The organism is Methanolobus chelungpuianus, assembly GCF_024500045.1.
Taxonomy (GTDB): Archaea; Halobacteriota; Methanosarcinia; order Methanosarcinales; family Methanosarcinaceae; genus Methanolobus; species Methanolobus chelungpuianus.
The window spans coordinates 115,485-138,919 of record NZ_JTEO01000005.1 but is presented as its reverse complement, the minus strand read 5'-3'; the positions used below and the strand labels follow the sequence as shown (position 1 = coordinate 138,919).

The window sequence follows — 23,435 nt, the reverse complement described above, 5'->3', positions numbered from 1 at the left end:
CTTACAGGTGATAGTGGACCCTGACAGTTAAGGTGAATATGTCTCATCGCTTTACAATATTTAAATATATGTTATAGTTCCCGGTCAGCTCAATAATGGTCTGAGGATTGTAGCATATATCGAAGGCCTGAAGATACAGTTATTCCAGAAAAGGTCAAAGTGAAAGGTATCTGGCAGTTGCCTGCCAGAAGGATGCACAGGGCAGAAAAAGACCCGTTAGGCGGGCAAATCGCCTTTATTCAGGCTGTTGAAACATCTGTCGACATGGTCCTGCGGGTCGGGCTGTGTTGCCAGGCTGACGACCACCGCTGTCACGAAAGCGAGTGGTGTGGCTATAAGGATCGGATCCACTACTGTCCAGGTACCTGTCAGGATGGTATCGACACCAAAGAGCGCTCTGCTTATGCCCAGGGCACTTGCTTCCTTTGCATGGACGAAGGTAAGCCAGAACAGGCTGGTGAAAGTTCCCACAAGGAGGCTTGCGATCGCACCCTGCTTGTTCATCCTTTTCCAGAACAGGGCTCCGGTGTACATAGGCAGGAAAGCCGCAGCACAGAGGCCGAAGAATATTGCTGTCGCCCTTGCGATTATACTGAATGGGAGGATGTATGCAAGTATCACGCTCATGACAATGGTCACCGCAATGCCGAGCTTGGTGATGCTGATCGTATGGCCGAGCTTACCTTTCATAAGGAACTCCCGGTAGAGATCATGACCTATGGCAGTGCCCATGGTATGGAACTGTGAGCTCAGGGTGGACATGGCGGCAGCCAGCAGTGTCAGCAGGAAGAAGATCACAAAGTAGTCGGGCATTGCGCTGTTGATATATGCGGGAATGATCGCATCGATATTGCCTCCGGCGACTTCGAGTGATATCATGCCTCTGGTCTCCAGGAAGTATACATTTGAGAGTGCTCCCACAACGTATGCCACGCCTGCCATCATGAATATGAAGGGTCCCCCGGAGAGTACCGCTCTATTGAGGGATCTTGTGTCCCTTACTGTCATGAACCTGACGGCAAGTTGCGGCTGGGCCAGCACACCGATCCCTACTCCGAGAACTATAGTGGAGACAAGTGTCCACCAGGTTGGTGAGCCGAAGACGGGCATAGACGTCCAGCCTGTATGTCCCACAGCAGCCAGGTTCTCAGGCACCATATGGGCCATGTTGGTAAGCGCCTGGTGAGCTTCCACGACACCTCCCAGTTTAGCATAGGTGAGGAAGAACAGTATAGCCATGCCTACGAACATGAGTGCTCCCTGCAGGGCGTCAGTGTACATGACTGCAATAAGCCCTCCTGTGATAACATAGGCTGCGACGATAACAGCTAGTATGAGGACCGCGCTGTTATAATCTATATTCAGTGCGGTCTCCATGAAACGGGCTCCTCCTATGAGCACGCTTCCGGCATAGAGAGGCATGAATATAGTGATCAGGGCACCCGCGAAACCCTGTATGAAACGGGACTGGAACCTTCTCCCGATTAGTTCAGGGAATGTAACAGCTTTCAGGTTGACCCCGAGGCGCCTGGTCCTGGCCCCAAAGACAACGAATGCGATGAATATGCCTACGAAGATATTCATGAACACGAGCCACAGCACACCCATGCCGAAAGCTCCCGCATATCCTCCGAAGCCTACAATGGCTGAAGTGCTTATAAATGCTGCACCATAGGACAAAGCTAGTACCAGGGGATTTACTTTTCTGCCTGCCAGCATGAAGTCCTCTGTACTTTTTGTCTGCTTGTATCCGATCCATCCGATGTAGATCACTACCATCATGTAGATGAGCACGGCAATACCAAGGATTGGTGTGCTGACTGCCATCAGCAGGCCTCCTCATTTTCCTTGCCATCGTTCCAGTGTATCATCCCGTAGATCATACACCCTATTGCGCTCAGGAAGCATAACAGGTATGCAATCCATATCTGTGGGTCGTCGATGCCTAACATTTTTTTCTCCTCTGAAGTAGAATGCTAATTGTTAGCACAGGCCATACTTTAACCTTTCGATTTTTGGCATTCAGTTATCATACGGCCATCTCCGCATAACCTATTTATAGCAGATAGAGCCATAGTACAAATTGTGTTACAAAGGGTTGTATTTGTAACAACAAGGTGCAAACGACTTGCCAGCCATAAATGGCAATTTACCTTTAAAAATAGAGTTGCACACAGACTCGAAAGCCGGGTGCTTCCATTGCACCCGCTTCCTCCATTTGGCCTTATTTCTCAGCAGTTGCTTCGATGAACACTGCCTTGCTGATGTTCCTGCTCACAGCAGAGAATCCCGCATTCTCAAAAAGCTGTATCCAGTCCCTGCCTTCCCTTTGGGTGCCATGGTGGTGGTCCAGAGGCTCAGCTGCAAAGACTTTGCCGCCTTCCTGCAGCACTCTCCTTATCTCTGCCAGGGCTTTTGGTATATCGTCAAGATGGTGCAGCATGAAGAAGCATGTGACTGTATCGAAGCTCTTGTTCTCGTGGGGCAGGCTGTACACGCTTGCAGCCTCAAAGCTTGCATTCTCCACCCCATACATCTCCGCGTTAATGCGACACTGGCGTATCATTCCTTCCAGCAGGTCGATACCGAGCACTTTTGATGACCTGTTATGCTGCGCTATCTCCATTGTGGCAGCCCCGAGACCGCAACCCACATCAAGAATGTGTTTTCCCCTGACAGATGGCATAACTTCAGCAAAGACTGCCTTCTTGAGCTTTTCCATTCCCATTTTCGGGTACGTGGCTTCCTGATGGTCAAAGTCGGTGTATGGCAAAATACCGTATACTGCCGCATTGTTCATGGCCATCAGTCCCTTACAGTAAAGCCTGTTGCCGTCATGCTTTATAAACCTGACAACGGAGACTCCGGTCTCCCTGCAGAAGCGCCTGTTCCATTCATCCCTGTTCTTCGGATACTCCATTTCCACGGGGTCGTGAACGACAATATAATGTGAATACTCTTCAAATATGTAGGATGAGGCATGAAGGTGCCTGTCCAGGTCGATCTCGCTGACCGCATCTCTCCAGAGCGCGAGCAGTTCCATGGTCTCTTCATCAGCAAAATTAACTACTTTTCCAATTGGCTTGAATGACATACTAGCTGATTTTTTTCAAAGGATAAAACGCTTTTTACCCGGGACACCATCCCAAAGCTGTATGTCAGTTCCAGGATAAATTGTCAGGGAATATTGGCAGGAAACGGATCCCCTGAAAGGATACGTAAGCAGTTAAAAGGGACCACTGCTCCGAAAAAGCTTCTCCGGTTTTGCACTTAATAATTTATAGGATATGCGCCAACCCTTGATCAATATTTATTGCAGGCTGGCACGTGCTATTGTGGGGTAGCGACGTGACCGGCCAATGGGAGTAACACTGTGGCCTGGGGATAGTCATAACAAGCATGATGATTCGGAAACTCGCCTGGATACTTGGAAGCGGGGTAGGTGATGATACCGTGAGGGAACTTGATGGTCTTTTCAGGGCCTCTTCCCTCGATGCTGATAATGGCAGTCAGGATACCCGGAAGAATGATACACCGGAAGCATCAGGAAATATTACTGGCAGTCCGGGAAACGCGAGCAACAGTACGATGTTGAACAATAGCACAATGCGAAGCTGGCGCTGTTAAAAAAGAAGGTGGCACCTGGGATGGAATCATTCCTTTCTCAGGAAGCCACCGATGGCTGTGACAAATAGCAGGGCTGCTATAAGGAAGAATGCCGAGTTCTGGCCAAGTGCCTGAATGCCAGCCACTTCCTGGTCACTTACGGCTGCTTCACTTTGCGTATCGTTCTCTGCTGTCCCGTAGACATCTGCTACCAAGCCCTCAAGCGGATTGGAATTGCTCTGCGTGCTGCTTGTGGCCATTGCAAAGGCCGTGATCGCAAAAGGGGAAAAGCCCGGTGTGTCTGCCTCGAAGAACACGAATGCGGCGTCCTCGCCTGTAATCCCGGTCTGGAGCTCATACCAGTTGCCTTCATTGAACCTGTACATGCGGATAGAGCCAGCATGGAATCCATTCTTCATGATCCAGTCTTTTGGCACCCTGAAGCCTATAACAGTTCCCTGTATATTCTCCTCCGTGGCGTATCCCTGTTTTCCGACCCATATGTTGACATGTCTGTAAACGGTCCCTGGCGGAGTGTGTGTAACTGTTGCCGACAAGTTGTTGAGCACTTCGATCGTGCTTGTTATCTGGCCTGCATTCTTCAGCGAGTGATAGGAGATATACTCAACAGGATTTCCCTGTTCGTTGAAACGGTACATGACCGTGGTATTGCTTAGTACCTGAATACCTTTTACTTCTTTCAGGCAGATGTTTCCTGCATCTTCCGATGTAGCTGAGCTGCCTCCACCCGCGCCTCCTCCTCCGGCCGGGGCGTTTCCGCCTCCTGGGCTACTTTCATTGGTGCCCTCCTGATTACCCGCTTCACTGCGGATGAAAACACCTCCGTTCTCTACCGTGACAGGAATCGGCCTGCCCTGCGAGTCACTCAGTATGACGTTCGAAAGGACAAGAGGGCAGTATCCTTCTTTGCTGCCTGCTGTGCAGTCGATGCGTATGAAAGTGCCCGGCGAGCTGATAGAAGTCCCGCCCAGGGTCACTGCATACGAGCCTGTTACAGTGCCCGCAGAATTATCAATACTTCCCTTGTTGAGCAGGTGAGGGATACTGTCCCTTCCAAACAGTCCCCCTTCTTCTACTTTGTCTGCTGTGATGAGACCCTTGTCGAACTGCACATCCAGCTGTGCGCCTACGAACGGGGTTGCAGGTTCTATATCTACGTAAATGCTGAAAGTGCTGTTAGCGTACACATCCTGACCGGACGGGTAAACAGTAGCACTGGTCTGGGCGTATGCAGGCAAAGGAAAGGTAAGACATGTCAATGTAAGAAGTGCAAGAGCAAACACCAGAGATATTTTCCTTGTAATTTGCCCGAATATTTGCCCGAATAATGGATCATTTTTTATCCCTGTCATCAAGACACCATACCCTGTATTGGCGCATGTGCAGATAAATATATTTATTAAATTGTATTAATTTAGGCTTAATATATTTGTCCGGGAGTTTTTACGGTCCCAGTCTCATCCTGTTTTCAATTACCCGATTAGTCCTGCAAGCTGCAGGAAATTGGTGAACAGTCTTTCCCCGTTGTTCCTGTATTCGTCATAATTGGCAAGGAAGTCAGGTGCGATCCTCTCAGTGTCTCCAGATCTTAATTCCGCGTCAACCGACATCCACTCGTTGAACATTTCCGGGGTCAGTTCCAGATGGCCCTGTATTCCATAGGCGTTCTTACCGGTCTTTACGATCTGGTGCCTGCAGAACTTCCCCGTGGCAAGCAATTCCATATCCTCAGGCAGGCTGACGGTCTCACCATGCAGGTGGAATATATTAAGAGAACCTGCCAGTCCTCTGAAAAGCGGGTCATTATCCCTTTCCGGACAGATGTCCATTGTGAAATATCTGCCGTCCGGTCCTCTTGTTCCCACTTCCCGTACTTCGTTCTTAAACACGTTCCCCCCGCATGCCTTCACAAGCGCCTGCATGCCAAGGCAGATACCAAGGTATGGTATCTCATTTTCCACTGCCCGCTTTATTATTTCAAGCTCAGCAATCATCTTGCCGCTTTCATCATTGGCACTGTCAGGGCCGCCGAAAACAAAGACTGCATTATATTCAGAGGGGTCAGGAAGCAACATCCGGGTCTCAGGACCAAGGAGATCAAGATCAATAATATCGTAGTGGATACCGTTCATGTCAAGGACGGACTTGAGGATACCCGGCCCTTCATGCGGTATGTTCTTGGCTATGAGTACTTTCATGACTGTATGTGAGAACTTCTATGATAAATGCCTGCTGAGAGAATAGGAAGTAAACCCCGGAAAGTGCCACCACCAGGCATTTCGCTTATACTTCGCCATGTATGAATTACGTTTTTCCCCCGGGCCTGCTTTCAACGGATGCAGGTAACCCGTACCACCATAGTCCATATATGTCAGTTTTCAGTCTGGCTCTGCACTTTTCCGATATGTCTGGCAATTCTTCTTTCCTTTTCTATAAATAAATATATATATATATATATATACAGAAAATATAATTGTGCTCGTAATTACGAGAGATACATCCCTTATCTCTCATTTCCTGAACAGCTCATCAACTGCCATTGAATAGGTCGAATATGCAATCTCATTGAAGCATACCAGGCGTATATCTGTAAGGGTGCTACCTGTCTCAAGGAATCTACTAACAGCCCCGGCAGCTATCACAGAAGCCCTCTCTACCGGAAAACCATACGCTCCAATGCTGATCCCCGGAAAGGCGATGCTTCTTAGGCCGTACTCCCCGGCAAGACGAAGTGAGTTCATGTATGCGCTTTCGAGCAGCATGTCTTCTCCGGCGCTGCCTCCATTCCATACAGGGCCGACTGTGTGTATCACCCATTTTGCAGGCAGCCTGTAAGCGCGGGTCATCCGCGCCTCGCCTGTGGGACAGCCATCCAGGGTCCTGCATTCCTCGAGGAGCTGCGGGCCTGCGGCCCTGTGGATTGCCCCATCGACCCCGCCACCGCCAAGGAGTGAGCTATTGGCTGCGTTCACAATTGCATCCACTTCCTGCTCCACGATATCCCCCAGAATAACATCTATCTTACACTTTTTTTGACCGTACATTCTTCAGCTCACCTTTTTTGCTTAGTTTTATGTATGGTTTTGAGAATATACTTATTATTATCGGCAAGTACTAATAAAAGTAAGCAAGAAAGAGAGCATGGACGCGATAACAAAGGAAATACTTGCACTTTTTGAGGAGATCAACGCTATTCCCCGATGCTCCGGGCATGAGGAGAACATAGCCAACTGGCTGAAAGAACAGGCCCTTTCTGCCGGTCTCGGCTTCAAGTTCGACAGCGTGAACAATGTCCTTATCAGCGTACCCGCATCACCGGGCTATGAGACCCTGCCGGCAGTAATACTTCAGGGTCATATGGACATGGTATGTGAAAAGACGCAGGCCTCCGCCCATGACTTCAGCAGGGATCCCATAAGTCACATTATCGAAGGCGACTGGCTCAGGGCAGACGGCACTACGCTCGGGGCTGACAACGGCATTGCCCTTGCCATGGCCCTGGTGCTTGCACGCCATAGGAAAATACCTCATCCACCGCTTGAGCTGCTCTTCACTGTGGATGAGGAGACCGGGCTTACGGGTGCAAACGAGCTGATGCCGGATTTTATTTCCGGGAAGATCCTGCTCAACCTTGATTCAGAAGAGGAGGGCGTATTTATTACAGGCTGTGCAGGCGGCCTGACCACTACCATCAGCCTTCCTCTTGAACGCGCACCTCTCCCGGCAAGCCACAAAGTGTACCGCCTGGCAGTCACCGGCCTTGCCGGAGGTCACTCGGGCGTGAATATCCATGAGAAGCGGGCCAATGCAAATAAACTGCTGGCAGCTGTCCTAGGCAGCCTTATGGATAACGCCAGCCTGCATATCCTGAGCATCAGCGGAGGCTCTGCACATAACGCTATCTCCCGTCATGCAGAGGCACTTGTGGGCATGCCTCTGGAGAATATTAAGCGCGCGGAGGAGATCGTTATGCGTGCAGAAGAAGAGGCCAGGAGGATTTATGCTGCACATGACACATCCCTGTCTGTCACTCTCTCAATACAGCAAGAAGATGAGGGTCTGCATGTAATCCCTCATGAGACTGCCCAAAAGATATTATCCCTGTTAAACGAACTGCCTCATGGCGTTGCCAGAATGTCCGCTGACATGCCCGGGCTTGTACAGGCATCAAGCAATCTGGCGGTTATCAGGACCGAAGGCGACCAGCTTGTTATTATCACAAGCCAGCGCAGTTCGGCCAGCTCAGAGCTGCAGGAGATAACCGGTAAGATCACATCCACAGCAAGATCCATGGGTGCCGAAGTCAGGCACGGCAGCGGTTATCCTGCGTGGCAGCCCGACCCCTTATCGCCTCTTACCAGGCGCTGCAAGGACATCTACTCCGAAATATTTGCAAAGGAGCCTGCTATCGAAGTGATACATGCGGGCCTTGAGTGTGCGGTAATCGGCTCCAAGTATCCGGGCATGGAAATGATATCCTTCGGGCCCACTATACGCAATCCTCATTCTCCGGAAGAAAGGCTTTACATTCCCTCGGTCCCGAAAGTATGGAAGTTCCTGATCGCCCTGCTAGCTTCTTTCAGATAGAAGGGCCAGGAATATATAATTTATATTTAGTATCATATAAACACTGGAAGCCAGTAATTTGGAAATCCTACACCTGTTATTATGATAAACTCCTGTCGATGGCCTGCCAATATCTATCATCATGTTTATATAGAAATGGCTCTATAATTTTTCTGTAAAGGAATTGCCCACTACGCATTGTTTATGGAGGCAAAGCATGGGGTTAGAAAGACAGCATGATCTAAACAATAATGAGGATGAGAATACCTGCTATCCTAAAAAAGCACCTCCCGGATACCTCGATGATCTTATAAACAAAATAAGGCCGAAAGATCCATCAAGTCAATTAGAAATGGCACACAGGAAAGTATTCAGCATCCTCGCAATAGTTCTGCTTGCTTCAATGATGTTCATTCTCATGGGTTATACTCTTCCGTCGGCTGATCTATCTGAAAATATCGTGAATTCTTCTTATACTGCAGTTCCTCTCAAAGCCTCCGGCGAGCATGTAGCTTTAATTAATAACGAATCTGCAGATGACCCTACGTGGAATGAGCTAATATCATTTTTGAAGGCAGATGATACAGACAGGGTAATCTATGATGAGAATAGTAGCGTAAGCCCGGACTTTGCGGAACGTCTTCATAACAATGCCGAAAAAGCAGGTATTCGTGCAGCTTTTGTAGTTGTAGACTTCTATGACAATGATGAGGTGTATGCTTTAAACGCATTTAAGACAACTGACAAAGGGCTGACATATGTAGACTGTACAGGTTCTGATGTAAAACTGCAGGAACTGGACAGTTTCGATAAAATCGCATATGTCGAAAAAGGAAAGAAATATGGTATTATCTCCATATATTATACTAATTCTCCCGAATACGAGTTCTACAAGTCAAGGAAAAACCATTTCCTGCGCAGAGGATTCTATGAGGAGAAGGGATATGTGGATAATATAAATGTTTGCTGGGAATCTACTTGAGCGGCAAGCGGAGAAATCTGGCACAGTGGTACCCTGTTGCCTGTCTCAATGCTTCTGTTCTTGAAGTATGGGTGCTCTCTTTCCTATCAGTGGATCAAATATAGTACTTAACGTAAAACCTGTAAATGACCCTGATCTCGCCGTGTTCTGTGGTTCTGATCTCAGGCAGTTTGCCGTTTGCACTGTATGTGAGGTTGTCTAGATCCTTGAAGGCGACCTCGCAGTTGATGTTCTCCGGTAGCAGTGATCTGAAACTGTCGCATTTTGCAGCAATCTCCCTGATCATCCTTCCTGTAGCGGCCGGTCCGAAGAACTTTCCACCGGCTGGTGTGTAAACCACTTCTGTGGTGAGGTTTTCCCTGTCCTCCAGCGTCATCCAGAATCCGTTGACAAGTGCGCCTTCAAGCATGTAATCCTTTATCTCGAAACTCTTGCTTATCACATTCTTCAATCAGGGACACCCTGTGGTTCTATTGATACCAATGGTTAAATCTGTTTTCATGACCGGCCCGATAAAAACTTGAAAAGTCTCCTGATATAAATAAAGTACAAAGTGCTGAAAGCGAGTCCTTCAGCACACTCCAAGAACAGTCTGCTTTAATACGCTTCAACTGGTGCCTCAGTCTCTCCTGCAGTTGCCTGGATCGGGCGGGCAACTGCCAGGCTTCCTCCCAGGTAGGCCACAGTACCGCATATCAGGCCGATGAATACGGGATGGATAAGCGGATTTCCGAATAGCTGCCAGAGCACCACAGAACCAAAGCTTGCTATCAGGCTGGCGGTGAAACCTGTAGAAGTGCCGCGGTCCCAGTAAAGTCCGAATATCAGCGGGATGAAGACGCAGCAGGCGATCACACCCATGCTTACGGACACCAGGGGTACGATCATCTGGGGTACATCGATCGCAAAGAACGCCGACACAATTATGATCACTACACCCACTATCCTTGTCATCAGGAGCACTCTGTCGTCTGAAGTGGCCGGACGCAGGTACTTCATGATATCGGAGGTCAGTGAGGTTGTTGTCACCAGCACGATGGCGCTCATGGTGGACATGGCTGCAGATATCGCCGCCAGTAGCACTATGCTGTCAAATCCGGTTGGCAGCAGCGATGTAGCCAGGAAAGGCACCAGGCCGTCCGGATTTGTCATGAAGGGTGCCAGCTGCTCAGAGCTGAACACCCCGTATGCCAGCACTCCCAGGGAGAAGATACACAGGGAGTAGATGGTGATGGATATAGGGCCATAGATGCCTGCAAAACGGACCACTCTCTTGTCTTTGGCAGAGAACAGCATGATGAGCAGGTCAGGCAGTGCCAGGAGTCCCAGGCTTATTGCAAAGGCGTTCCCGAAGGTCTTCTGCCAGGGGACTGCGGCTCCGCTCATGCTGAGTACATTCTCAGGGATAAGTTCCCATATACCCAGGCCGCCGCCATTTGAGATCAGCCCTCCGTAAAGGAACACGGCGCCCACCAGCATGATAAGCCCCTGCAGGAAGCTTATCCAGAGGATGGCCGGGAGTCCTCCTATAACATAATACAGAGCTACGATGACCACAGCTATCAGCAGTCCCTGAACGTATGTCACTCCCAGGAGACCCTGGAACAGATTGGCGCAGCCTTTGAAGATGGCAACCAGGTAGACCGTGTACATCACCAGCATGATGCCTGCAAGCAGAACCTTTCCTCTCTCAGAATTGTACCTGCGCTCCAGTAGCTGGGGTACCGTCTTGGCATCGTACTTCTGCGAGAATGTCCAAATCCTGGGTGCGATGATGAAGGCAAGGCATGCGAAGGCCACGTGGAAGAATACAGCCCAGATGATCCATGGAAGGCCTGCGATAAGCCCGAAGCCCCCTCCTCCCAGGAAAGAGGCTGCGCTGAAGTAGGCAGCCATGTAGGCTATGCCTATGACTGCGGGATGCTTCACATTACGGTCCGATATCACGAATCCTGAAAACGTCCCCTGTTTGAGCCTGAGGGAAAGCAGGATAATTCCAATGACATACAATACCAGGAGGATATGATTAAGCATGTTCGCGCCTCAGGATTAGATAGAATGTGATACCCAGCATGAGCATTATAGAGATAAGCAGATAGATATACGGAAGGGGCATCACGGATTTCTCTCCTTCTCACTGCTTTTGGATTTTGCAATGACTTCATTTCTGTGGTTATCTATCAAAATATGATCTCCTTCCGGATGAATTGTTCTGTACTTAAATGTACACAAAGTAACATTAAAGTTTAAAAACCTTTTCATTTGTCTCTGGTGGTTGCTGCTGAACACTAGATCTTAATAGTACACTGGATAAAGCATTCCTTTACAAAGGAATGCCATATCAAAAGCAGCCGTGGTTTGAAGTTAGCTCTGTTATTGAAAACTGAACATTATCTTTATGAGCTATAAGAGCAACGTCTGAAAAAACATAAATACCTGATGCCATAAATAATTCTTTATTGAATTTGGGGGTAGGTATCAATCATGATTTTTAAACAAAGCGTTATGTCACCATTACTGTTGGTGGTATTAATACTTGCAGGAGTACAAGCTGCATCTGCTACATCCGGGATGATGGACGATTTCAATCAATTCTACAATACCAATAACACAAGACTGGATACATGCTCTACCTGTCATGGTGAAGACATTGAGTCTCTGAATCCATATGGTGCTGATTATGGGGAGAACGATGGCGACTTGGAAGCCATAGAATCCCTGGACTCTGATGGGGATGGGTTCAGCAATCAGGAAGAGATAACTACTCTGACATTTCCCGGAGATGCTGAAAGCATGCCGGGAGCAGTGAATGATGAAGCACCTGAGGAACCTGTCACGGAAGAGAATGATGGCTTAATAGGGGATGAGCCAGCATCAGAAGAGCCTGTTCCAGATGCTGAGCAACAGTCCCCGGGATTTGAAGCCATACTGGGGATTGTAGGTATACTGTCGGCCATGTATCTGTTAAAGAGAAGGTAAAGTTTCTTAGTTGATGCAGGCGGATTGCATCATCCGCCGAATAATTTCTTTTTTCTTTGTTATTGTAACTCGCAACCGGCCAGAACCGGTTATTCTGTCTGATGCCTCAGATATCCCAAACTGAAACCGGGTACTTGGGATAATCAGGAGACCGAAGAGCGGGTTACAAAACATTTATATTTCATCAAATGAGTCCATAGGCCTACATTAACGTATAGATATACGCAATGCTTCATGTCCGGATGTGAATCTTCCGTACCATTTTCTGACACTATCCCCATCCAAGAGGAATGCCATTGTCCAGTAAACGTATACTAATGGGTAACGAAGCCATCGCTCTTGCTGCGATGCAGGCCGGCGTGCAGATAGCAAGCGGGTACCCCGGCACACCTTCCAGCGAGGTTATGGAGACCATAGCCTCCCATGCAAAAAAATACGGCATCTACGCCGAATGGGCCACCAATGAGAAGGTGGCGCTCGAAACAGCAGTGGGTGCCGCGTACTCGGGTGCCAGGGCCATTGTCACCATGAAGCAGGTGGGCCTGAACGTAGCTTCCGACCCTCTCATGAGCCTTTCATACATAGGAGTGAAAGGCTCTCTTGTGATACTTGTTTCCGATGACCCGGGCCCGCACTCATCCCAGACCGAACAGGATACAAGGGCATTCGGACACTTTGCAAATATACCTGTCCTTGATCCGTCGACGCCGCAGGAAGCCTATGACATGACCCTGCTGGCCTTCAGATTATCCCATGAGATGGAAACACCTGTGATACTCAGGACCACAACCCGGGTCTCACACGGATGCGCTGACGTGATAACCGGGGACATAGCGCAGGTTGCCAGGGACATAGAGGGATTTGTCAGGGATAAAAGATGGACCATCTTCCCCAAACTCACATCCCAGAGGCATCCCCTGCTGGAAGAGCTCCAGGTAAGGTTGTCGGACCGTTTTTCCGGATATTTCAGGGACAATTCGTTCAACTCAATATCAAGAGGGAACAGCAGCATTGGCATTGCTGTATCTGGTGTCTCATACCTCTACGCAAAAGAGGCCACAAGGGACTATCCTGGCACATTCTCACTGTTCAAGGTGGGAACCGTGTATCCATTCCCCGAGAAGGCGGCTCTCGAATTCCTGGAAGGCATTACCGATCTGATAGTAATAGAGGAACTGGACCCTTATCTGGAAGAACAGTTCCTCCAGCTGGCTGGCAGGCATCATCTCAATGTAAGGGTGCATGGAAAGAAGGATGGCTGCTTCCCTGTTAGCGGGGAGTACGATGTCGATGTTGTCATTGACGGTATCAACAGGGCTCTTGAAGGAAGCGATGAAGATGTGCCTGCTCTCTCTCATTCGTCGCCTGCGATCAATCCTGCAGATGTGCCTCATCTTCCTGTAAGGGCACCCACCCTGTGTGCGGGCTGCATGCACAGGACAGTCTTCTATGCATTCAAGAAAGCTGCAGGCAGGCTGAGATCAAAACAAGGGGTCGATTCAGTCTTCTCCGGTGATATAGGCTGCTATACACTTGGAAATGCCCAGCCCCTGAACATGGTCGACACATGCCTCTGCATGGGAGCCGGTATCAGCATTGCTGCGGGGCTCTCACATACACAGGAATACACCAGTGGAAAAAGGGCAAAACAGGTGGCATTTATCGGCGATTCGACCTTCTTCCATTCGGGGATAGCTGCCGTTGTCAGTGCCGTGTATAACAATGCGGACATCACCATCGCTGTTCTTGACAACCGCACAACGGCCATGACCGGACACCAGCCACACCCGGGCATCGGCATGACTGCTGTGGGTTCCCCTGCGAAGATAATCGATATCGCGGATGTTCTCAGGAGCTGCGGGGTCGGTATGGTCAGGACCGCTGAAGCGGACAGCCTTGATGAGTGCGTGGCTGCAGCCACGGAGTCCATGCAGTTTGAAGGGCCTTCAGCTATCGTTTTCAGGGGCAGATGTGTTGCTATCAGCAAGGGAGCCGGGCAGTATGTTATAGATAAGGACAAATGTACAAGATGCAGGCTCTGCATATCCCAGCTGGGTTGCCCTGCCATATTCTCGGTGTCTTCGGGCCTGCCTGTTATTCAGGATACATGCAGCGGATGCGATCTGTGTGCTCAGGTGTGCCCTTCGGGAGCTATTGCACTGAAGGAGGTCTCACAATGAAGTTCGATATTCTCATCGCAGGCGTGGGAGGCCAGGGTGTCGTGCTGGCTTCCCGCCTGCTTGCCACGGCAGCTATGGATGCAGGTTTCCATGTAGCCACAGCCGAGACCATAGGCATGGCGCAGAGGGAAGGCTCGGTAACAAGCCATGTGAGGATAGGGAATGAAGTATGCGGCTCACTTATACCTCAGGGGACAGCCGATCTTATCATAGGGCTTGAACCTGCAGAGGCAGCCAGGAACCTTCGCTATATGCGTAAAGGCGGCAGCCTGATAGTTAACGAGCATGCAATAGTGCCGTCCACTCAGGGTCCGGTCAAGTATGAGCCTGACCGGCTCATCGGATTCCTGAGGGATAACTGTCAGGATAAGTGCCAGAGTATGATATCTGCCGATTTCACCAGGCTTGCAAAGGATGCAGGCACCTACAAGGCGGCTAACGTTGCCATGATAGCTGCAGCTGCAGGTGCGGGCCTTTTACCTTTCTCGGAGGAGTACCTGTGGGGTGTGCTTGAGAAACTGATCCCCGAAAAACACAGGGATGTCAACCGCAGGGTCTTTGACAGGGCCATTGAGAGCATTCCAAAGGATGAGGACATCCGGACAAAAAAACCATCAATGGAAGGGTGTGAGACGAATGTGTGACTGTCCTGGGATTGAGAGCTCAGGCCTGGGCATATCAGCGGAAGAAACAACTGTCAGACTCCGGGAGCTCCTACGGAGGGTCATGCAGGGAAGTCCCTTCTACCAGAGAAAGTACGGGGAAGCCGGCGTTGATATCGATACAATAGAAGCCCTGGAGGACATAACCATTCTTCCTTTTACCACAAAAGAAGAACTGAGGGATGCCTATCCACTGGGATTACAGGCAGTGCCGGACGAGGAAATCGTAAGGATACATTCATCTTCGGGCACTACCGGAAGCCCTGTCATCATCCCGTATACAAGGAGGGATGTGGAAGTGTGGGCTGACATGATGATGCGTTGCTATAGGCTTGCAGGTCTTAGCAGCAGGGACAGGATACAGATCACGCCGGGATACGGGCTATGGACCGCAGGCATCGGGTTTCAGGCAGGAGCGGAACTGCTGGGTGCAATGGCCGTTCCCATGGGTCCGGGCAATACGGAAAAACAATTGCAGATGATGCTTGACCTCAAGTCCACGGCGCTTGCAAGTACTTCCTCTTATGCCCTGCTGCTTGCCGAGGAAATCACAAAAAGGGGTCTGAAAGACAAAATAAGCCTTAAGGTCGGCATCATCGGTTCCGAGCGATGGAGCCCGAAGATGAGGGCACGTATCGAGGACGAGCTGGGGATAGACACTTATGATATCTTCGGCCTGACCGAGATATATGGTCCCGGCATCGCACTGGACTGCTCGCTGCATGAGGGTCTGCATTACTGGTCCGATCATCTTTTCTTTGAGATAATCGACCCGCTTACGGGAGAGAGGCTTCCCGACGGCACCCTGGGTGAGCTGGTCATAACCACACTGACCAAGGAAGGTGCCCCGCTGATACGCTACAGGACAAGGGACCTCACACGGATACTGCCCGAGCCCTGCCAGTGTGGATGTCCTTTCCCGCGCATAGACCGCCTGCTGGGCCGCACGGACGACCGCATCAAGATCAAGGGTGTGAACATCTATCCAGGACAGATAGAGGATGTCATCCAGAGAGTGGAAGGCGTGAGCAGCGAGTACCAGATAATCCTTGAAAGGGATGCGGGCAGGGATACCATGCTCTTCAGGGTCGAGATCGAGGATGCAGAAGACCATGAGAACTGCAGGCTCAAGGCAAAGAAGCTCGATAAGGCCTTCCAGGATTTTATCGGCGTCAGCGTTGACGTGGAATGTGTGGGACTGGGCGCACTGCCCCGCAGTGAGAAGAAGAGCAGGAGAGTTGTCGATAACAGGGAAATGTGATTTCCGGCAAGGGCACGTCCTGCAGTAAAATAGCGCAGTCACCGGAGCAGATTCCTGATGGATTCCGCTCCCTAGCATCTTTTCTTTTATCCATGCCTTCAATGATTGGATAAATGCAATGTTATCCCTTCTATACGGCAGCAAAGGAATATGCCGCCTTCGGCGGGTGGTTGCGTTTGTCATGTCAATCGATGTTAGTCAATTTGCGGTTAAAACTAACAAAAAAGCAAAGGCGCAAAGACACTAATACTCAAAGTCAATGTCCCTGCACTTTAGTGTCGTTGTGTTGGTAATATATCCCGAATACAAATCCGGGATTCAGACAGGCAGTTCTTCCATGTACTCCATTTCTTCAGGCGTGCCGGTGATCGGGGCAGCTTCCATGCATTTAATATAAGGCCCAAGGATCATGTCTTTGTAGGCTCCTCCTGACGGGACTTTCGGGAACAGGATCTCCTCGCTGTCAGTGCAGATCTCCAGGAAGCAGGGTCCGCCTGCATTCAGGAATGTCTCCAGGGTGCTTTTCAGGTCTCTCCTATCTTTTATCCTTGCCGCGTAACTGAAACCAAATGACATTGCGATATCGGCAAAACGAACATCCTTTTGCCTCTGGGTTCCTGTCCGGGCTCCCCCGTAACCTGCATCCTGCAGGTTCTGGACCATGCCGTCGCTCCGGTTGTTCAGGAGGAGTATCTTGACGGGCAGTTCCAAGGCTGCAATGGTGTGCAGTTCCCCAAGGTTCATTTTAAGGCTGCCATCACCGTCGATTGCGATCACTCTTGCATCCGGGTTAGCGTAACAGACTCCGATGGCCGTGGGCAGTGAAAAGCCCATCGTTCCGAAGGAGCCTGAGCTCATGAAGGATTTTGCTTTCTGCATGGGCAGGTATTGTGCCGCCAGCATCTGGTGATTGCCGACACCCGTGCTTATCTTTGTGTTCCCGTCAATATAGCCCGCCAGAAGGGCCATGACCTCGGAGGATTGTATGTGTTCGGATCCCCGGTTGTAATCCAGGGGCCAGGACCGTTTGAGGAACCTGGCGCGTTCCTGCCATTCTTGGATATCCAGGGTGATTTCATGTTTTACGGCGTAACTGAGCAGGTCACGGACAGCCGTGGCCGCATCCCCTATGAATGTGAACTTCGGACTGCGCTCTATCTTTATCTGGTGCATCTTCTCGGGATTGATATCTATGTAGGCTATGTCAGTGCCTGTTGCAAACCCTACCTTCTCCGCAACCCTGTCATCCCAGCGGACGCCGATTGCAAAGAAAAAGTCGTTCTCCTGGATGAGCATGTTGGCATAGGGCGTGCCGAACATACCCAACATGCCAAGGTTGAGCTCGTCCCTCGCGTCAATAACCCCTTTTGCCATGAGGGTGTTGACCGAAGGGATATTGAAATGCTCATTGAACTCCAGGATAGCCCGGCTGCCTGCTTCCGAGTTGAGCCCGCCTCCAAGATAGAGCAGGGGCCGTTTCGAGTTGATTAGCAGCCGGAAGAACTCCGCGCACTGTTCTTCGCAGAGATGCCTGTCATCGCGGTAACTCTCCTCGAACAGCTTGACATTGATTCCCCGGTACTCGTGGATATTCTGCTGCTTATCCATGGGGAAATCTATGACGACAGGCCCCGGCTTACCTGATCTCGCAAGATAGTACGCATCTTTGACGATAGCCTCGACGTCATCGTCATTGGATAGCTGGATGACCTTCTTGGCAGCTTCCCCGAAAATGCCCTTGACATTGATGTGCTGGAATGAGTCGGTACCGATCTTATGCTCCGGGACCTGCCCCGCGAATACCAGAAGTGGGATGCTGTCCCCATATGCGTCCGCAACACTGGTGAGCGTATTGGTGATCGCAGGCCCGGACGTGACTATGGCTACCCCGACCTGCCCGCAGGACCGCGAATAACCGGCTGCGCTGAACGCCGCCGACTGCTCGTTGGAATTGATGATTATCTCTATACTGCTCTCCCGGAGGGCATGGAATACAGGCAGTATCGCCGCCCCCGTATAACCAAAGATGTGTCTGACCCCAAGGTCCTCCAGGCATTTAACCAGAACTTCTGCTCCGTTCATTTCCTTCATTTTCATTCTCCGTGAAAGAAACATTCCCGGCACAGGATACACTAATCAGTAATTAACCAAAAACAGCGCACTTGAGCCAGAAAAATTTCCTTTGTTCTTGCTCAAGCTGACAGTACTACCACTACTACAGACACGTTGGATACAGTGTGAGTTGTGGTAGAGTTTGACATTAGAGGGGAATTGGGGGAGGTGGTATTTAAGGATTGTTGCTTCTATCTCAGTTTCTTTCATCTCCGCCACTTTTCCCGCTGAACGCACTCAATAGGCGTTCTCGGGTAGCATTTAACAAAAGCAAGCTGTATTATCCTGGCAGCCTTATCGCCTGCGATCCTGCTTACGAGAATTTGAGATGAGCCCTTCTTCACCCGCTATATTTTTAAATTCTCACTAAAGAATATACTAATGGAGGTTTTACTTATGGTAAAAAGATACATTACAAAAATAAGTGTGCTTTCACTGGGGAAGATCATGGGTATAATCTATGCAATACTGGGCCTGATATTCGGAATTATCATGACCCTTTTCTCCTTCACGATGGGCCCCATGATGTATAGTCAGGGGACCGGGGGGATGCTGTTCGGTGCCGGAGCCATCATCGCATTACCCATATTCTACTGTGTTCTTGGCTTTCTCTCGGGCGTAATCACAGCATTGGTATTCAACGCAGTAACAGGCGTTATAGGCGGTCTGGAACTGGAAGTGGAGTAAACCGGAGCAAGCCCGCTCCCATCAACTCCTTTCCTTCCTGGGGAGTTTGAGGTCCAGTTCACTCAGGGTTCTATCCATACCTCAAGCACCCTGTTCCTGATAACATATTCCCTCACAGTGGTCAGCTTCATGTCCTTCGGGTGCTCCACCCAGCCCAGCTCATAGTCCTTCTTGTCCCTGCCGCCGCAGCAGATCTTCCTTGTGATGGTCAGGTTGATCTTCACAAGATCGATGTCTTCCTCACTGATCTCATCAGCAATGTCCTGGTATCTTTTCTGGATGTGTATCATGAAAATCCCCTGGCAGTTAAATTAATGGTCAGGTATTCCTTTTTGTCCGGAAATGTCCTCAATGCCTGCATAAGGATGAGGGTATCTCTTGTTTTCCCTTGTATGGGACTTGACACCGGGTATGCTGTTTATCTGGACGGCTTTTGCGGGACAGTAATTGATGCAGGCATAGCACATATAGCAGAGTACATCCTTCTGCCAGACCGGCTTTTTGTCTGTCATCTTTATCTTCTGCGACAGGCAGACCCTCGCGCAGATCCCGCAGCCTGTACAGGCGGAGTCCGACCAGAAGTAGTTCACGCCTCCTATATGCTCTGAAAAGGTCATACAGGAAGTAAGGAACCTTTCCAGTAGATTATTGACCGGACGGCTGAATGGCAGGTCTATAAGGTAGCCACTGTCTTCTTCTTTACTCATTTCCTTGTTCAGGATAATTTCCTGGATAGTATCCAGTTGGCCCTGAACGGAAGTTTCTATCTCCAGGAGTTCAGTCTCACCGGGAACCTTGTAATCCCTGCCCTTCACATCATTGTTATACATATTGATGATAAACTGCGAGTCAAGGCGCCTGTCCTTAGCTTTAAGCGCCCGGTCTATTCTCCTGAAATCCCTGAAAACAATGCCCAGGCGCGTTGCAATGGCAAAGACGTATTCTGCTGAGGCCGGGTTAAGTTTTCTCAGGAATTGCCGCACTGCCAGGGGAATGGTCAGGGCATGCACAGGAAACACGATCCCGATGGTCTCTGCACCAGTCTCTATGACATCTTTGTGCAGAAGGCCCACTATCGGCACCAGCCGGGAGTCAGGGAGCCTTTTCTGAAGCTCCCTTGCCACGTACAGTGAATTTCCTGTTCCTGAAAAATAGTAGATGTCCGTGCTCATGCTATTACAGCTCTGTTAGATGTTTTCATGTGCGGCATTAATTACCTGATCCGGCAAGAAGGCCGCTGTCCTGTAAATTCTTGTCTGGCAGGCTTATTTAATTTGCGGGCGCACAAAAATGAGCAGGTTGCATAAAGGATTAGCTGTCTCTCTCACATCAGCAATTTAGCCAGTACAGGTGCAAGGAACACCGTCACCAGTCCCGCGATACCGATCGCAAGCCCGCTCATGGCACCCTCGGTCTCTCCCAGTTCCACAGCCTTGGTGGTGCCAAGGGCATGGGAAGAGGTGCCGATAGCAATTCCTACTGCCACTTTGTCCTCTATCCTGAACAGCCTGCATACTACGGGACCCAGCAGGACGCCGGTCACGCCTGTGAAGACTATGGCAGCCACAGTGATCGACGGCACGCCTCCAAGCTGGCCGGAGATCTCTATCCCGATAGGCGTTGTCACGGATTTGGGAATCATGGAGACACTTACAAGTTCATCAAGACCGAACAGCCTGCACATCAGGATGATGCTGGCAATACCTGCTGCTGAGCCTATGCCTATGCCTGCAAGTATGGGCATGGCGTTCTCTCTGAGCAGGCTTATCTTCCTGTACAGTGGCACGGCCAGGATGACAGTGGCAGGCCCAAGGAAGAAAGATATGAAACTTCCTCCCCGGTTATAATCATCAAAGCTGACGTGAAAGGCCAAAAGCAGTGCAATGATCATCAGCATACTAAGCACTAACGGGTTCATCAGGGGAGAACCTGTTCTCTTATAGACGAGGCTGCCTGCATAGAATGCCAAAAGTGATATCCCTATTCCAAAAATGGGAGACTTCACGAAAACAGAGAAGAGCTCACTCACCGGCCTTCCTCCTTTTCATAAGCATCTGGACAGTCGTACCGGTCACCACTGCTATTATGAAGGTCGAAAAGACAGAAATGAACATCAGTTCGGCCCATTTGCCTTCCAGTACCGAAAAACAGCTTATCAGTCCCACGGCTGCAGGTATGAAGAAGAATGAGAGATGCTTCAGCATGAAGTTGCTTACATCTTCTATCATGGACATTTTCAGCAGGCCGGTAAGCAGCAGGATAAGCAGCAACAGCATGCCTATTATGTTCCCAGGTACTGGTATATTCAGGGACGACTGGAAGAGATCACCTAGAAAGCCGACTAGAAGGATAATGGCAAACTGGATAAGATGTTTCATCATGGGTATGCGGTCATGCCTGCCTGCTTTGGTGCGTGTGGAAACCTGGTACCATCAATGTGCACAGCCTTGAAGGCGTTTTAACTGTTGTTTGGAAGCCTTAAGGCTTTCGGTTGATCTCGTCTAAGAAACAGACTAGTGCTTGTATCAGCCGATTATCCAGTATTTGCTTCTTGGAGAGCTGATTCCCATAGATGCCCTGAGGATGCAAAAAAGAAGAACAGCTGACTCCTCTGCTATACAGAAGATATCAGGCTGGGGACCACACTGAAGTTCATCCCTGCTAATAAGGAAGCTGCCTTCACGCCACAAGAGCCATGCTTCCATGCCTCCTGATCTCATAGAGGCTCTGCCTGGAGTCACTGAAATTGAACCTCTCCATTAGTATCTGCTCATCCTTAAGCCGGCTCAGTGCATATCTGACCGTTCTTGAAGGAAGTACAGTTTCGCGGATTATGTCCTTCTGCGTCATCTGCCCGTTTGCCTCAAGCACCTTGAACACCAGTTTTGCTGATGGTGGCAGTTTTCCTATCCTGACGTGTTCTACTTCTTTTCCAGAGGCATTATCAACAAAAACGATTCCCCATTTTGTATCTCCTTGTGTATTATAAATATCATCTGGCAGAACCAAATGAAGTTCACGATTGTGAACTAAACACACTAATGTGATCGTAGTAATTAAATCTTTTGGAGCCTTGATCATTATCCGATACTGCAGACCCTTTCATTATCCAGGTAGTTTCCGGCCTCTATAGATGCGATTGCCGGACTTTCCCCGCATACCGGGCATGAAGGATTCCTGCGGACCTTGATCTCATCGAAAGACATACTTAAGGCGTCGTAGAATATGAGCCGGCCTGAAAGTGTCTCCCCCAGTCCGAGCAGGTACTTAATAACCTCTGTTGCCTGAATTACACCAATGATACCTGGGAGCACTCCGATGACCCCGGCCTCCTGGCAGCTTGGTATCATGCCTGCAGGCGGTGCGTGCTCGAAAAGGCACCTGTAACAGGGACCTTCGCCTGGAAGAATGGTGGTGACCTGGCCTTCGAACCTGAAAATACTGCCGTGCGAAAGAGGCTTCTTTGCAATCACGCATGCATCGTTCACCAGATAGCGGGTGGCAAAATTATCGGAACCGTCCACAATAATGTCATAATCCCTGATGATATCGAGGATATTATCCGGATTGATCCTTTCCGGATAGGGAACTACTTTCACATCAGGATTTAAACTCTCAACGTATCTTTTTGCAGACTCAACCTTTGGCACATTGAGGCTGCCGGCGTGTATGACCTGCCTTTGCAGGTTGCTCAGTTCCACGATATCGTCATCAACAATACCTATGGTTCCGACCCCGGCTGCGGCCAGATACTGGATGATGGGGGAGCCAAGCCCTCCCGCACCTATGCAGAGCACTCTGGAAGAGAGTAACTTCTTCTGTCCCTTCCCGCCGACTTCCTGCAGGATGATATGTCTTGAATAACGCCTTATCTGTTCTTCAGTAAATTCACCTAACATTCTTACCTTCCTGAAACCAATTATTTCCAGAGAGGTGCGATGCTTTGATAAATATCTATGGGAAGCGGCTATATTGACCTATATGAGAACAGTTGTATGCAGGACCGGCAATGTCTGAGTACCTTAAGAGGTGAATCAGATGGTGTCCGTAAGATTTTCATCGGCATTGAGCACTATAACAAAAACAAGGTCTGCAAGACTTGGTATGGGAAATACCACAGTACAGCTTCTCATTGGCAGGCTTGTCAGTGAATACGGCAGGGAGCTTGAAAGATACCTGATCCATGAAGGCCAGCTGCAAAGGTTCGTTAACGTATATGTCAACGGGGAGAACATCAGACACCTCTCGGGCCTTAACACAGAGATCAGTGACGCTGACGAGATCTCCATACTGCCTGCAATAAGTGGTGGATGAACAAGAACAGGCAGAGTACACATTACAGTTTCATCAGGAATACATAGAGTCTCCTAAAAGGTAAG

The 23,435-nt window shown here is 49.6% G+C and carries 24 protein-coding genes; 9 read left to right on the top strand and 15 right to left on the bottom strand.

Translation table 11 applies throughout. The features are described 5' to 3' along the window. Positions 1 to 216 precede the first annotated feature (216 nt). The 3 genes from PV02_RS09690 to PV02_RS09680 form a co-directional block, all read right to left on the bottom strand. Positions 217 to 1,827, bottom strand: a complete 1,611-nt coding sequence (locus PV02_RS09690) for a sodium:solute symporter family protein (protein WP_256623206.1) — start codon at positions 1,825 to 1,827, stop codon at positions 217 to 219. After that, positions 1,827 to 1,952: a symporter small accessory protein gene (locus PV02_RS09685; RefSeq protein WP_256623205.1), complete on the bottom strand. Its 126-nt coding sequence runs from the start codon at positions 1,950 to 1,952 to the stop codon at positions 1,827 to 1,829. The genes PV02_RS09690 and PV02_RS09685 overlap by 1 nt, the downstream gene beginning before the upstream one ends. A gap of 272 nt (positions 1,953 to 2,224) precedes the next feature. Continuing rightward, on the bottom strand, positions 2,225 to 3,094 hold the full coding sequence (locus PV02_RS09680) for a class I SAM-dependent methyltransferase (protein ID WP_256623204.1): 870 nt from the start codon (positions 3,092 to 3,094) through the stop codon (positions 2,225 to 2,227). A gap of 305 nt (positions 3,095 to 3,399) precedes the next feature. On the opposite strand from PV02_RS09680, the gene PV02_RS09675 reads away from it, so the two are divergent. Further along, positions 3,400 to 3,627: a hypothetical protein gene (locus PV02_RS09675; protein WP_256623203.1), complete on the top strand. Its 228-nt coding sequence runs from the start codon at positions 3,400 to 3,402 to the stop codon at positions 3,625 to 3,627. A 26-nt stretch (positions 3,628 to 3,653) separates the two neighbouring features. On the opposite strand, the gene PV02_RS09670 is transcribed toward PV02_RS09675, so the two are convergent. The 3 genes from PV02_RS09670 to PV02_RS09660 form a co-directional block, all read right to left on the bottom strand. Next, entirely contained in the window at positions 3,654 to 4,979 is a 1,326-nt protein-coding gene (locus tag PV02_RS09670; RefSeq protein ID WP_256623202.1) for a PGF-pre-PGF domain-containing protein, read from the bottom strand. 120 nt (positions 4,980 to 5,099) lie between these two features. After that, entirely contained in the window at positions 5,100 to 5,825 is a 726-nt protein-coding gene (locus PV02_RS09665) for a type 1 glutamine amidotransferase (RefSeq protein ID WP_425438357.1), read from the bottom strand. Between the two features lie 312 nt (positions 5,826 to 6,137). Continuing rightward, positions 6,138 to 6,671, bottom strand: coding sequence for an O-acetyl-ADP-ribose deacetylase (locus tag PV02_RS09660; RefSeq protein ID WP_256623201.1), 534 nt, complete (start codon positions 6,669 to 6,671; stop codon positions 6,138 to 6,140). Positions 6,672 to 6,768: 97 nt separating this feature from the next. On the opposite strand from PV02_RS09660, the gene PV02_RS09655 reads away from it, so the two are divergent. Next, the gene (locus PV02_RS09655; RefSeq protein ID WP_256623200.1) at positions 6,769 to 8,214 is read left to right on the top strand and encodes an aminoacyl-histidine dipeptidase; all 1,446 of its coding nucleotides are present in this window, start codon (positions 6,769 to 6,771) and stop codon (positions 8,212 to 8,214) included. Between the two features lie 196 nt (positions 8,215 to 8,410). Then, on the top strand, positions 8,411 to 9,175 hold the full coding sequence (locus tag PV02_RS09650) for a hypothetical protein (RefSeq protein WP_256623199.1): 765 nt from the start codon (positions 8,411 to 8,413) through the stop codon (positions 9,173 to 9,175). Between the two features lie 94 nt (positions 9,176 to 9,269). Here PV02_RS09650 and PV02_RS09645 read toward each other — a convergent pair whose 3' ends face one another. Together PV02_RS09645 and PV02_RS09640 are read right to left on the bottom strand one after the other, a co-directional pair. Then, positions 9,270 to 9,617: a hypothetical protein gene (locus tag PV02_RS09645; RefSeq protein WP_256623324.1), complete on the bottom strand. Its 348-nt coding sequence runs from the start codon at positions 9,615 to 9,617 to the stop codon at positions 9,270 to 9,272. Positions 9,618 to 9,772: 155 nt separating this feature from the next. Continuing rightward, positions 9,773 to 11,209, bottom strand: a complete 1,437-nt coding sequence (locus tag PV02_RS09640; RefSeq protein WP_256623198.1) for a sodium:solute symporter family protein — start codon at positions 11,207 to 11,209, stop codon at positions 9,773 to 9,775. Positions 11,210 to 11,680: 471 nt separating this feature from the next. Between PV02_RS09640 and PV02_RS09635 the strand changes: the two genes are divergently transcribed. The 4 genes from PV02_RS09635 to PV02_RS09620 all read left to right on the top strand — a co-directional run bounded on the left by PV02_RS09635 (position 11,681) and on the right by PV02_RS09620 (position 16,257). Further along, the gene (locus PV02_RS09635; protein WP_256623197.1) at positions 11,681 to 12,154 is read left to right on the top strand and encodes a PGF-CTERM sorting domain-containing protein; all 474 of its coding nucleotides are present in this window, start codon (positions 11,681 to 11,683) and stop codon (positions 12,152 to 12,154) included. A gap of 290 nt (positions 12,155 to 12,444) precedes the next feature. Further along, on the top strand, positions 12,445 to 14,334 hold the full coding sequence (iorA, locus tag PV02_RS09630; protein ID WP_256623196.1) for an indolepyruvate ferredoxin oxidoreductase subunit alpha: 1,890 nt from the start codon (positions 12,445 to 12,447) through the stop codon (positions 14,332 to 14,334). Then, positions 14,331 to 14,978: an indolepyruvate oxidoreductase subunit beta gene (locus PV02_RS09625; RefSeq protein WP_256623195.1), complete on the top strand. Its 648-nt coding sequence runs from the start codon at positions 14,331 to 14,333 to the stop codon at positions 14,976 to 14,978. The genes iorA and PV02_RS09625 overlap by 4 nt, the downstream gene beginning before the upstream one ends. Beyond that, positions 14,971 to 16,257, top strand: coding sequence for a phenylacetate--CoA ligase family protein (locus PV02_RS09620; RefSeq protein WP_256623194.1), 1,287 nt, complete (start codon positions 14,971 to 14,973; stop codon positions 16,255 to 16,257). The genes PV02_RS09625 and PV02_RS09620 overlap by 8 nt, the downstream gene beginning before the upstream one ends. 318 nt (positions 16,258 to 16,575) lie before the next feature. On the opposite strand, the gene PV02_RS09615 is transcribed toward PV02_RS09620, so the two are convergent. Then, positions 16,576 to 18,348, bottom strand: coding sequence for a thiamine pyrophosphate-binding protein (locus tag PV02_RS09615; protein WP_256623193.1), 1,773 nt, complete (start codon positions 18,346 to 18,348; stop codon positions 16,576 to 16,578). A 417-nt stretch (positions 18,349 to 18,765) separates the two neighbouring features. Here PV02_RS09615 and PV02_RS09610 point away from each other — a divergent pair, with 417 nt between their 5' ends. Next, the gene (locus PV02_RS09610) at positions 18,766 to 19,056 is read left to right on the top strand and encodes a hypothetical protein (protein WP_256623192.1); all 291 of its coding nucleotides are present in this window, start codon (positions 18,766 to 18,768) and stop codon (positions 19,054 to 19,056) included. A 62-nt stretch (positions 19,057 to 19,118) separates the two neighbouring features. On the opposite strand, the gene PV02_RS09605 is transcribed toward PV02_RS09610, so the two are convergent. The 6 genes from PV02_RS09605 to moeB form a co-directional block, all read right to left on the bottom strand. After that, the gene (locus PV02_RS09605; protein ID WP_256623191.1) at positions 19,119 to 19,346 is read right to left on the bottom strand and encodes a hypothetical protein; all 228 of its coding nucleotides are present in this window, start codon (positions 19,344 to 19,346) and stop codon (positions 19,119 to 19,121) included. A 21-nt stretch (positions 19,347 to 19,367) separates the two neighbouring features. Further along, positions 19,368 to 20,228, bottom strand: coding sequence for an EFR1 family ferrodoxin (locus tag PV02_RS09600; RefSeq protein WP_256623190.1), 861 nt, complete (start codon positions 20,226 to 20,228; stop codon positions 19,368 to 19,370). Between the two features lie 152 nt (positions 20,229 to 20,380). After that, entirely contained in the window at positions 20,381 to 21,085 is a 705-nt protein-coding gene (locus tag PV02_RS09595) for an LrgB family protein (RefSeq protein WP_256623189.1), read from the bottom strand. Then, entirely contained in the window at positions 21,078 to 21,437 is a 360-nt protein-coding gene (locus tag PV02_RS09590; protein WP_256623188.1) for a CidA/LrgA family protein, read from the bottom strand. The genes PV02_RS09595 and PV02_RS09590 overlap by 8 nt, the downstream gene beginning before the upstream one ends. Before the next feature lie 298 nt (positions 21,438 to 21,735). Then, positions 21,736 to 22,065 carry a MarR family transcriptional regulator gene (locus PV02_RS09585; RefSeq protein WP_256623187.1) on the bottom strand — a complete coding sequence of 110 codons (330 nt, stop codon included), beginning with the start codon at positions 22,063 to 22,065 and terminating at the stop codon, positions 21,736 to 21,738. 71 nt (positions 22,066 to 22,136) lie between these two features. Continuing rightward, complete coding sequence (gene moeB / locus PV02_RS09580; RefSeq protein ID WP_256623186.1) at positions 22,137 to 22,955, bottom strand: molybdopterin-synthase adenylyltransferase MoeB; 819 nt, start codon at positions 22,953 to 22,955, stop codon at positions 22,137 to 22,139. Between the two features lie 139 nt (positions 22,956 to 23,094). On the opposite strand from moeB, the gene PV02_RS09575 reads away from it, so the two are divergent. Further along, the gene (locus tag PV02_RS09575; protein ID WP_256623185.1) at positions 23,095 to 23,370 is read left to right on the top strand and encodes a MoaD family protein; all 276 of its coding nucleotides are present in this window, start codon (positions 23,095 to 23,097) and stop codon (positions 23,368 to 23,370) included. Positions 23,371 to 23,435 lie beyond the last annotated feature (65 nt).

Coding starts and splice junctions, on each gene's coding strand:
- PV02_RS09660 (WP_256623201.1), bottom strand. CDS start 6,671: ATGTACGGTCAAAAAAAGTGTAAGATAGATGTTATTCTGGGGGATATC.
- PV02_RS09655 (WP_256623200.1), top strand. CDS start 6,769: ATGGACGCGATAACAAAGGAAATACTTGCACTTTTTGAGGAGATCAAC.
- moeB (WP_256623186.1), bottom strand. CDS start 22,955: ATGTTAGGTGAATTTACTGAAGAACAGATAAGGCGTTATTCAAGACAT.
- PV02_RS09685 (WP_256623205.1), bottom strand. CDS start 1,952: ATGTTAGGCATCGACGACCCACAGATATGGATTGCATACCTGTTATGC.
- PV02_RS09620 (WP_256623194.1), top strand. CDS start 14,971: ATGTGTGACTGTCCTGGGATTGAGAGCTCAGGCCTGGGCATATCAGCG.
- PV02_RS09610 (WP_256623192.1), top strand. CDS start 18,766: ATGGTAAAAAGATACATTACAAAAATAAGTGTGCTTTCACTGGGGAAG.
- PV02_RS09575 (WP_256623185.1), top strand. CDS start 23,095: ATGGTGTCCGTAAGATTTTCATCGGCATTGAGCACTATAACAAAAACA.
- iorA (WP_256623196.1), top strand. CDS start 12,445: ATGCCATTGTCCAGTAAACGTATACTAATGGGTAACGAAGCCATCGCT.
- PV02_RS09675 (WP_256623203.1), top strand. CDS start 3,400: ATGATGATTCGGAAACTCGCCTGGATACTTGGAAGCGGGGTAGGTGAT.
- PV02_RS09600 (WP_256623190.1), bottom strand. CDS start 20,228: ATGAGCACGGACATCTACTATTTTTCAGGAACAGGAAATTCACTGTAC.
- PV02_RS09625 (WP_256623195.1), top strand. CDS start 14,331: ATGAAGTTCGATATTCTCATCGCAGGCGTGGGAGGCCAGGGTGTCGTG.
- PV02_RS09590 (WP_256623188.1), bottom strand. CDS start 21,437: ATGATGAAACATCTTATCCAGTTTGCCATTATCCTTCTAGTCGGCTTT.
- PV02_RS09680 (WP_256623204.1), bottom strand. CDS start 3,094: ATGTCATTCAAGCCAATTGGAAAAGTAGTTAATTTTGCTGATGAAGAG.
- PV02_RS09635 (WP_256623197.1), top strand. CDS start 11,681: ATGTCACCATTACTGTTGGTGGTATTAATACTTGCAGGAGTACAAGCT.
- PV02_RS09670 (WP_256623202.1), bottom strand. CDS start 4,979: ATGACAGGGATAAAAAATGATCCATTATTCGGGCAAATATTCGGGCAA.
- PV02_RS09605 (WP_256623191.1), bottom strand. CDS start 19,346: ATGATACACATCCAGAAAAGATACCAGGACATTGCTGATGAGATCAGT.
- PV02_RS09665 (WP_425438357.1), bottom strand. CDS start 5,825: ATGAAAGTACTCATAGCCAAGAACATACCGCATGAAGGGCCGGGTATC.
- PV02_RS09615 (WP_256623193.1), bottom strand. CDS start 18,348: ATGAAGGAAATGAACGGAGCAGAAGTTCTGGTTAAATGCCTGGAGGAC.
- PV02_RS09640 (WP_256623198.1), bottom strand. CDS start 11,209: ATGCTTAATCATATCCTCCTGGTATTGTATGTCATTGGAATTATCCTG.
- PV02_RS09690 (WP_256623206.1), bottom strand. CDS start 1,827: ATGGCAGTCAGCACACCAATCCTTGGTATTGCCGTGCTCATCTACATG.
- PV02_RS09650 (WP_256623199.1), top strand. CDS start 8,411: ATGGGGTTAGAAAGACAGCATGATCTAAACAATAATGAGGATGAGAAT.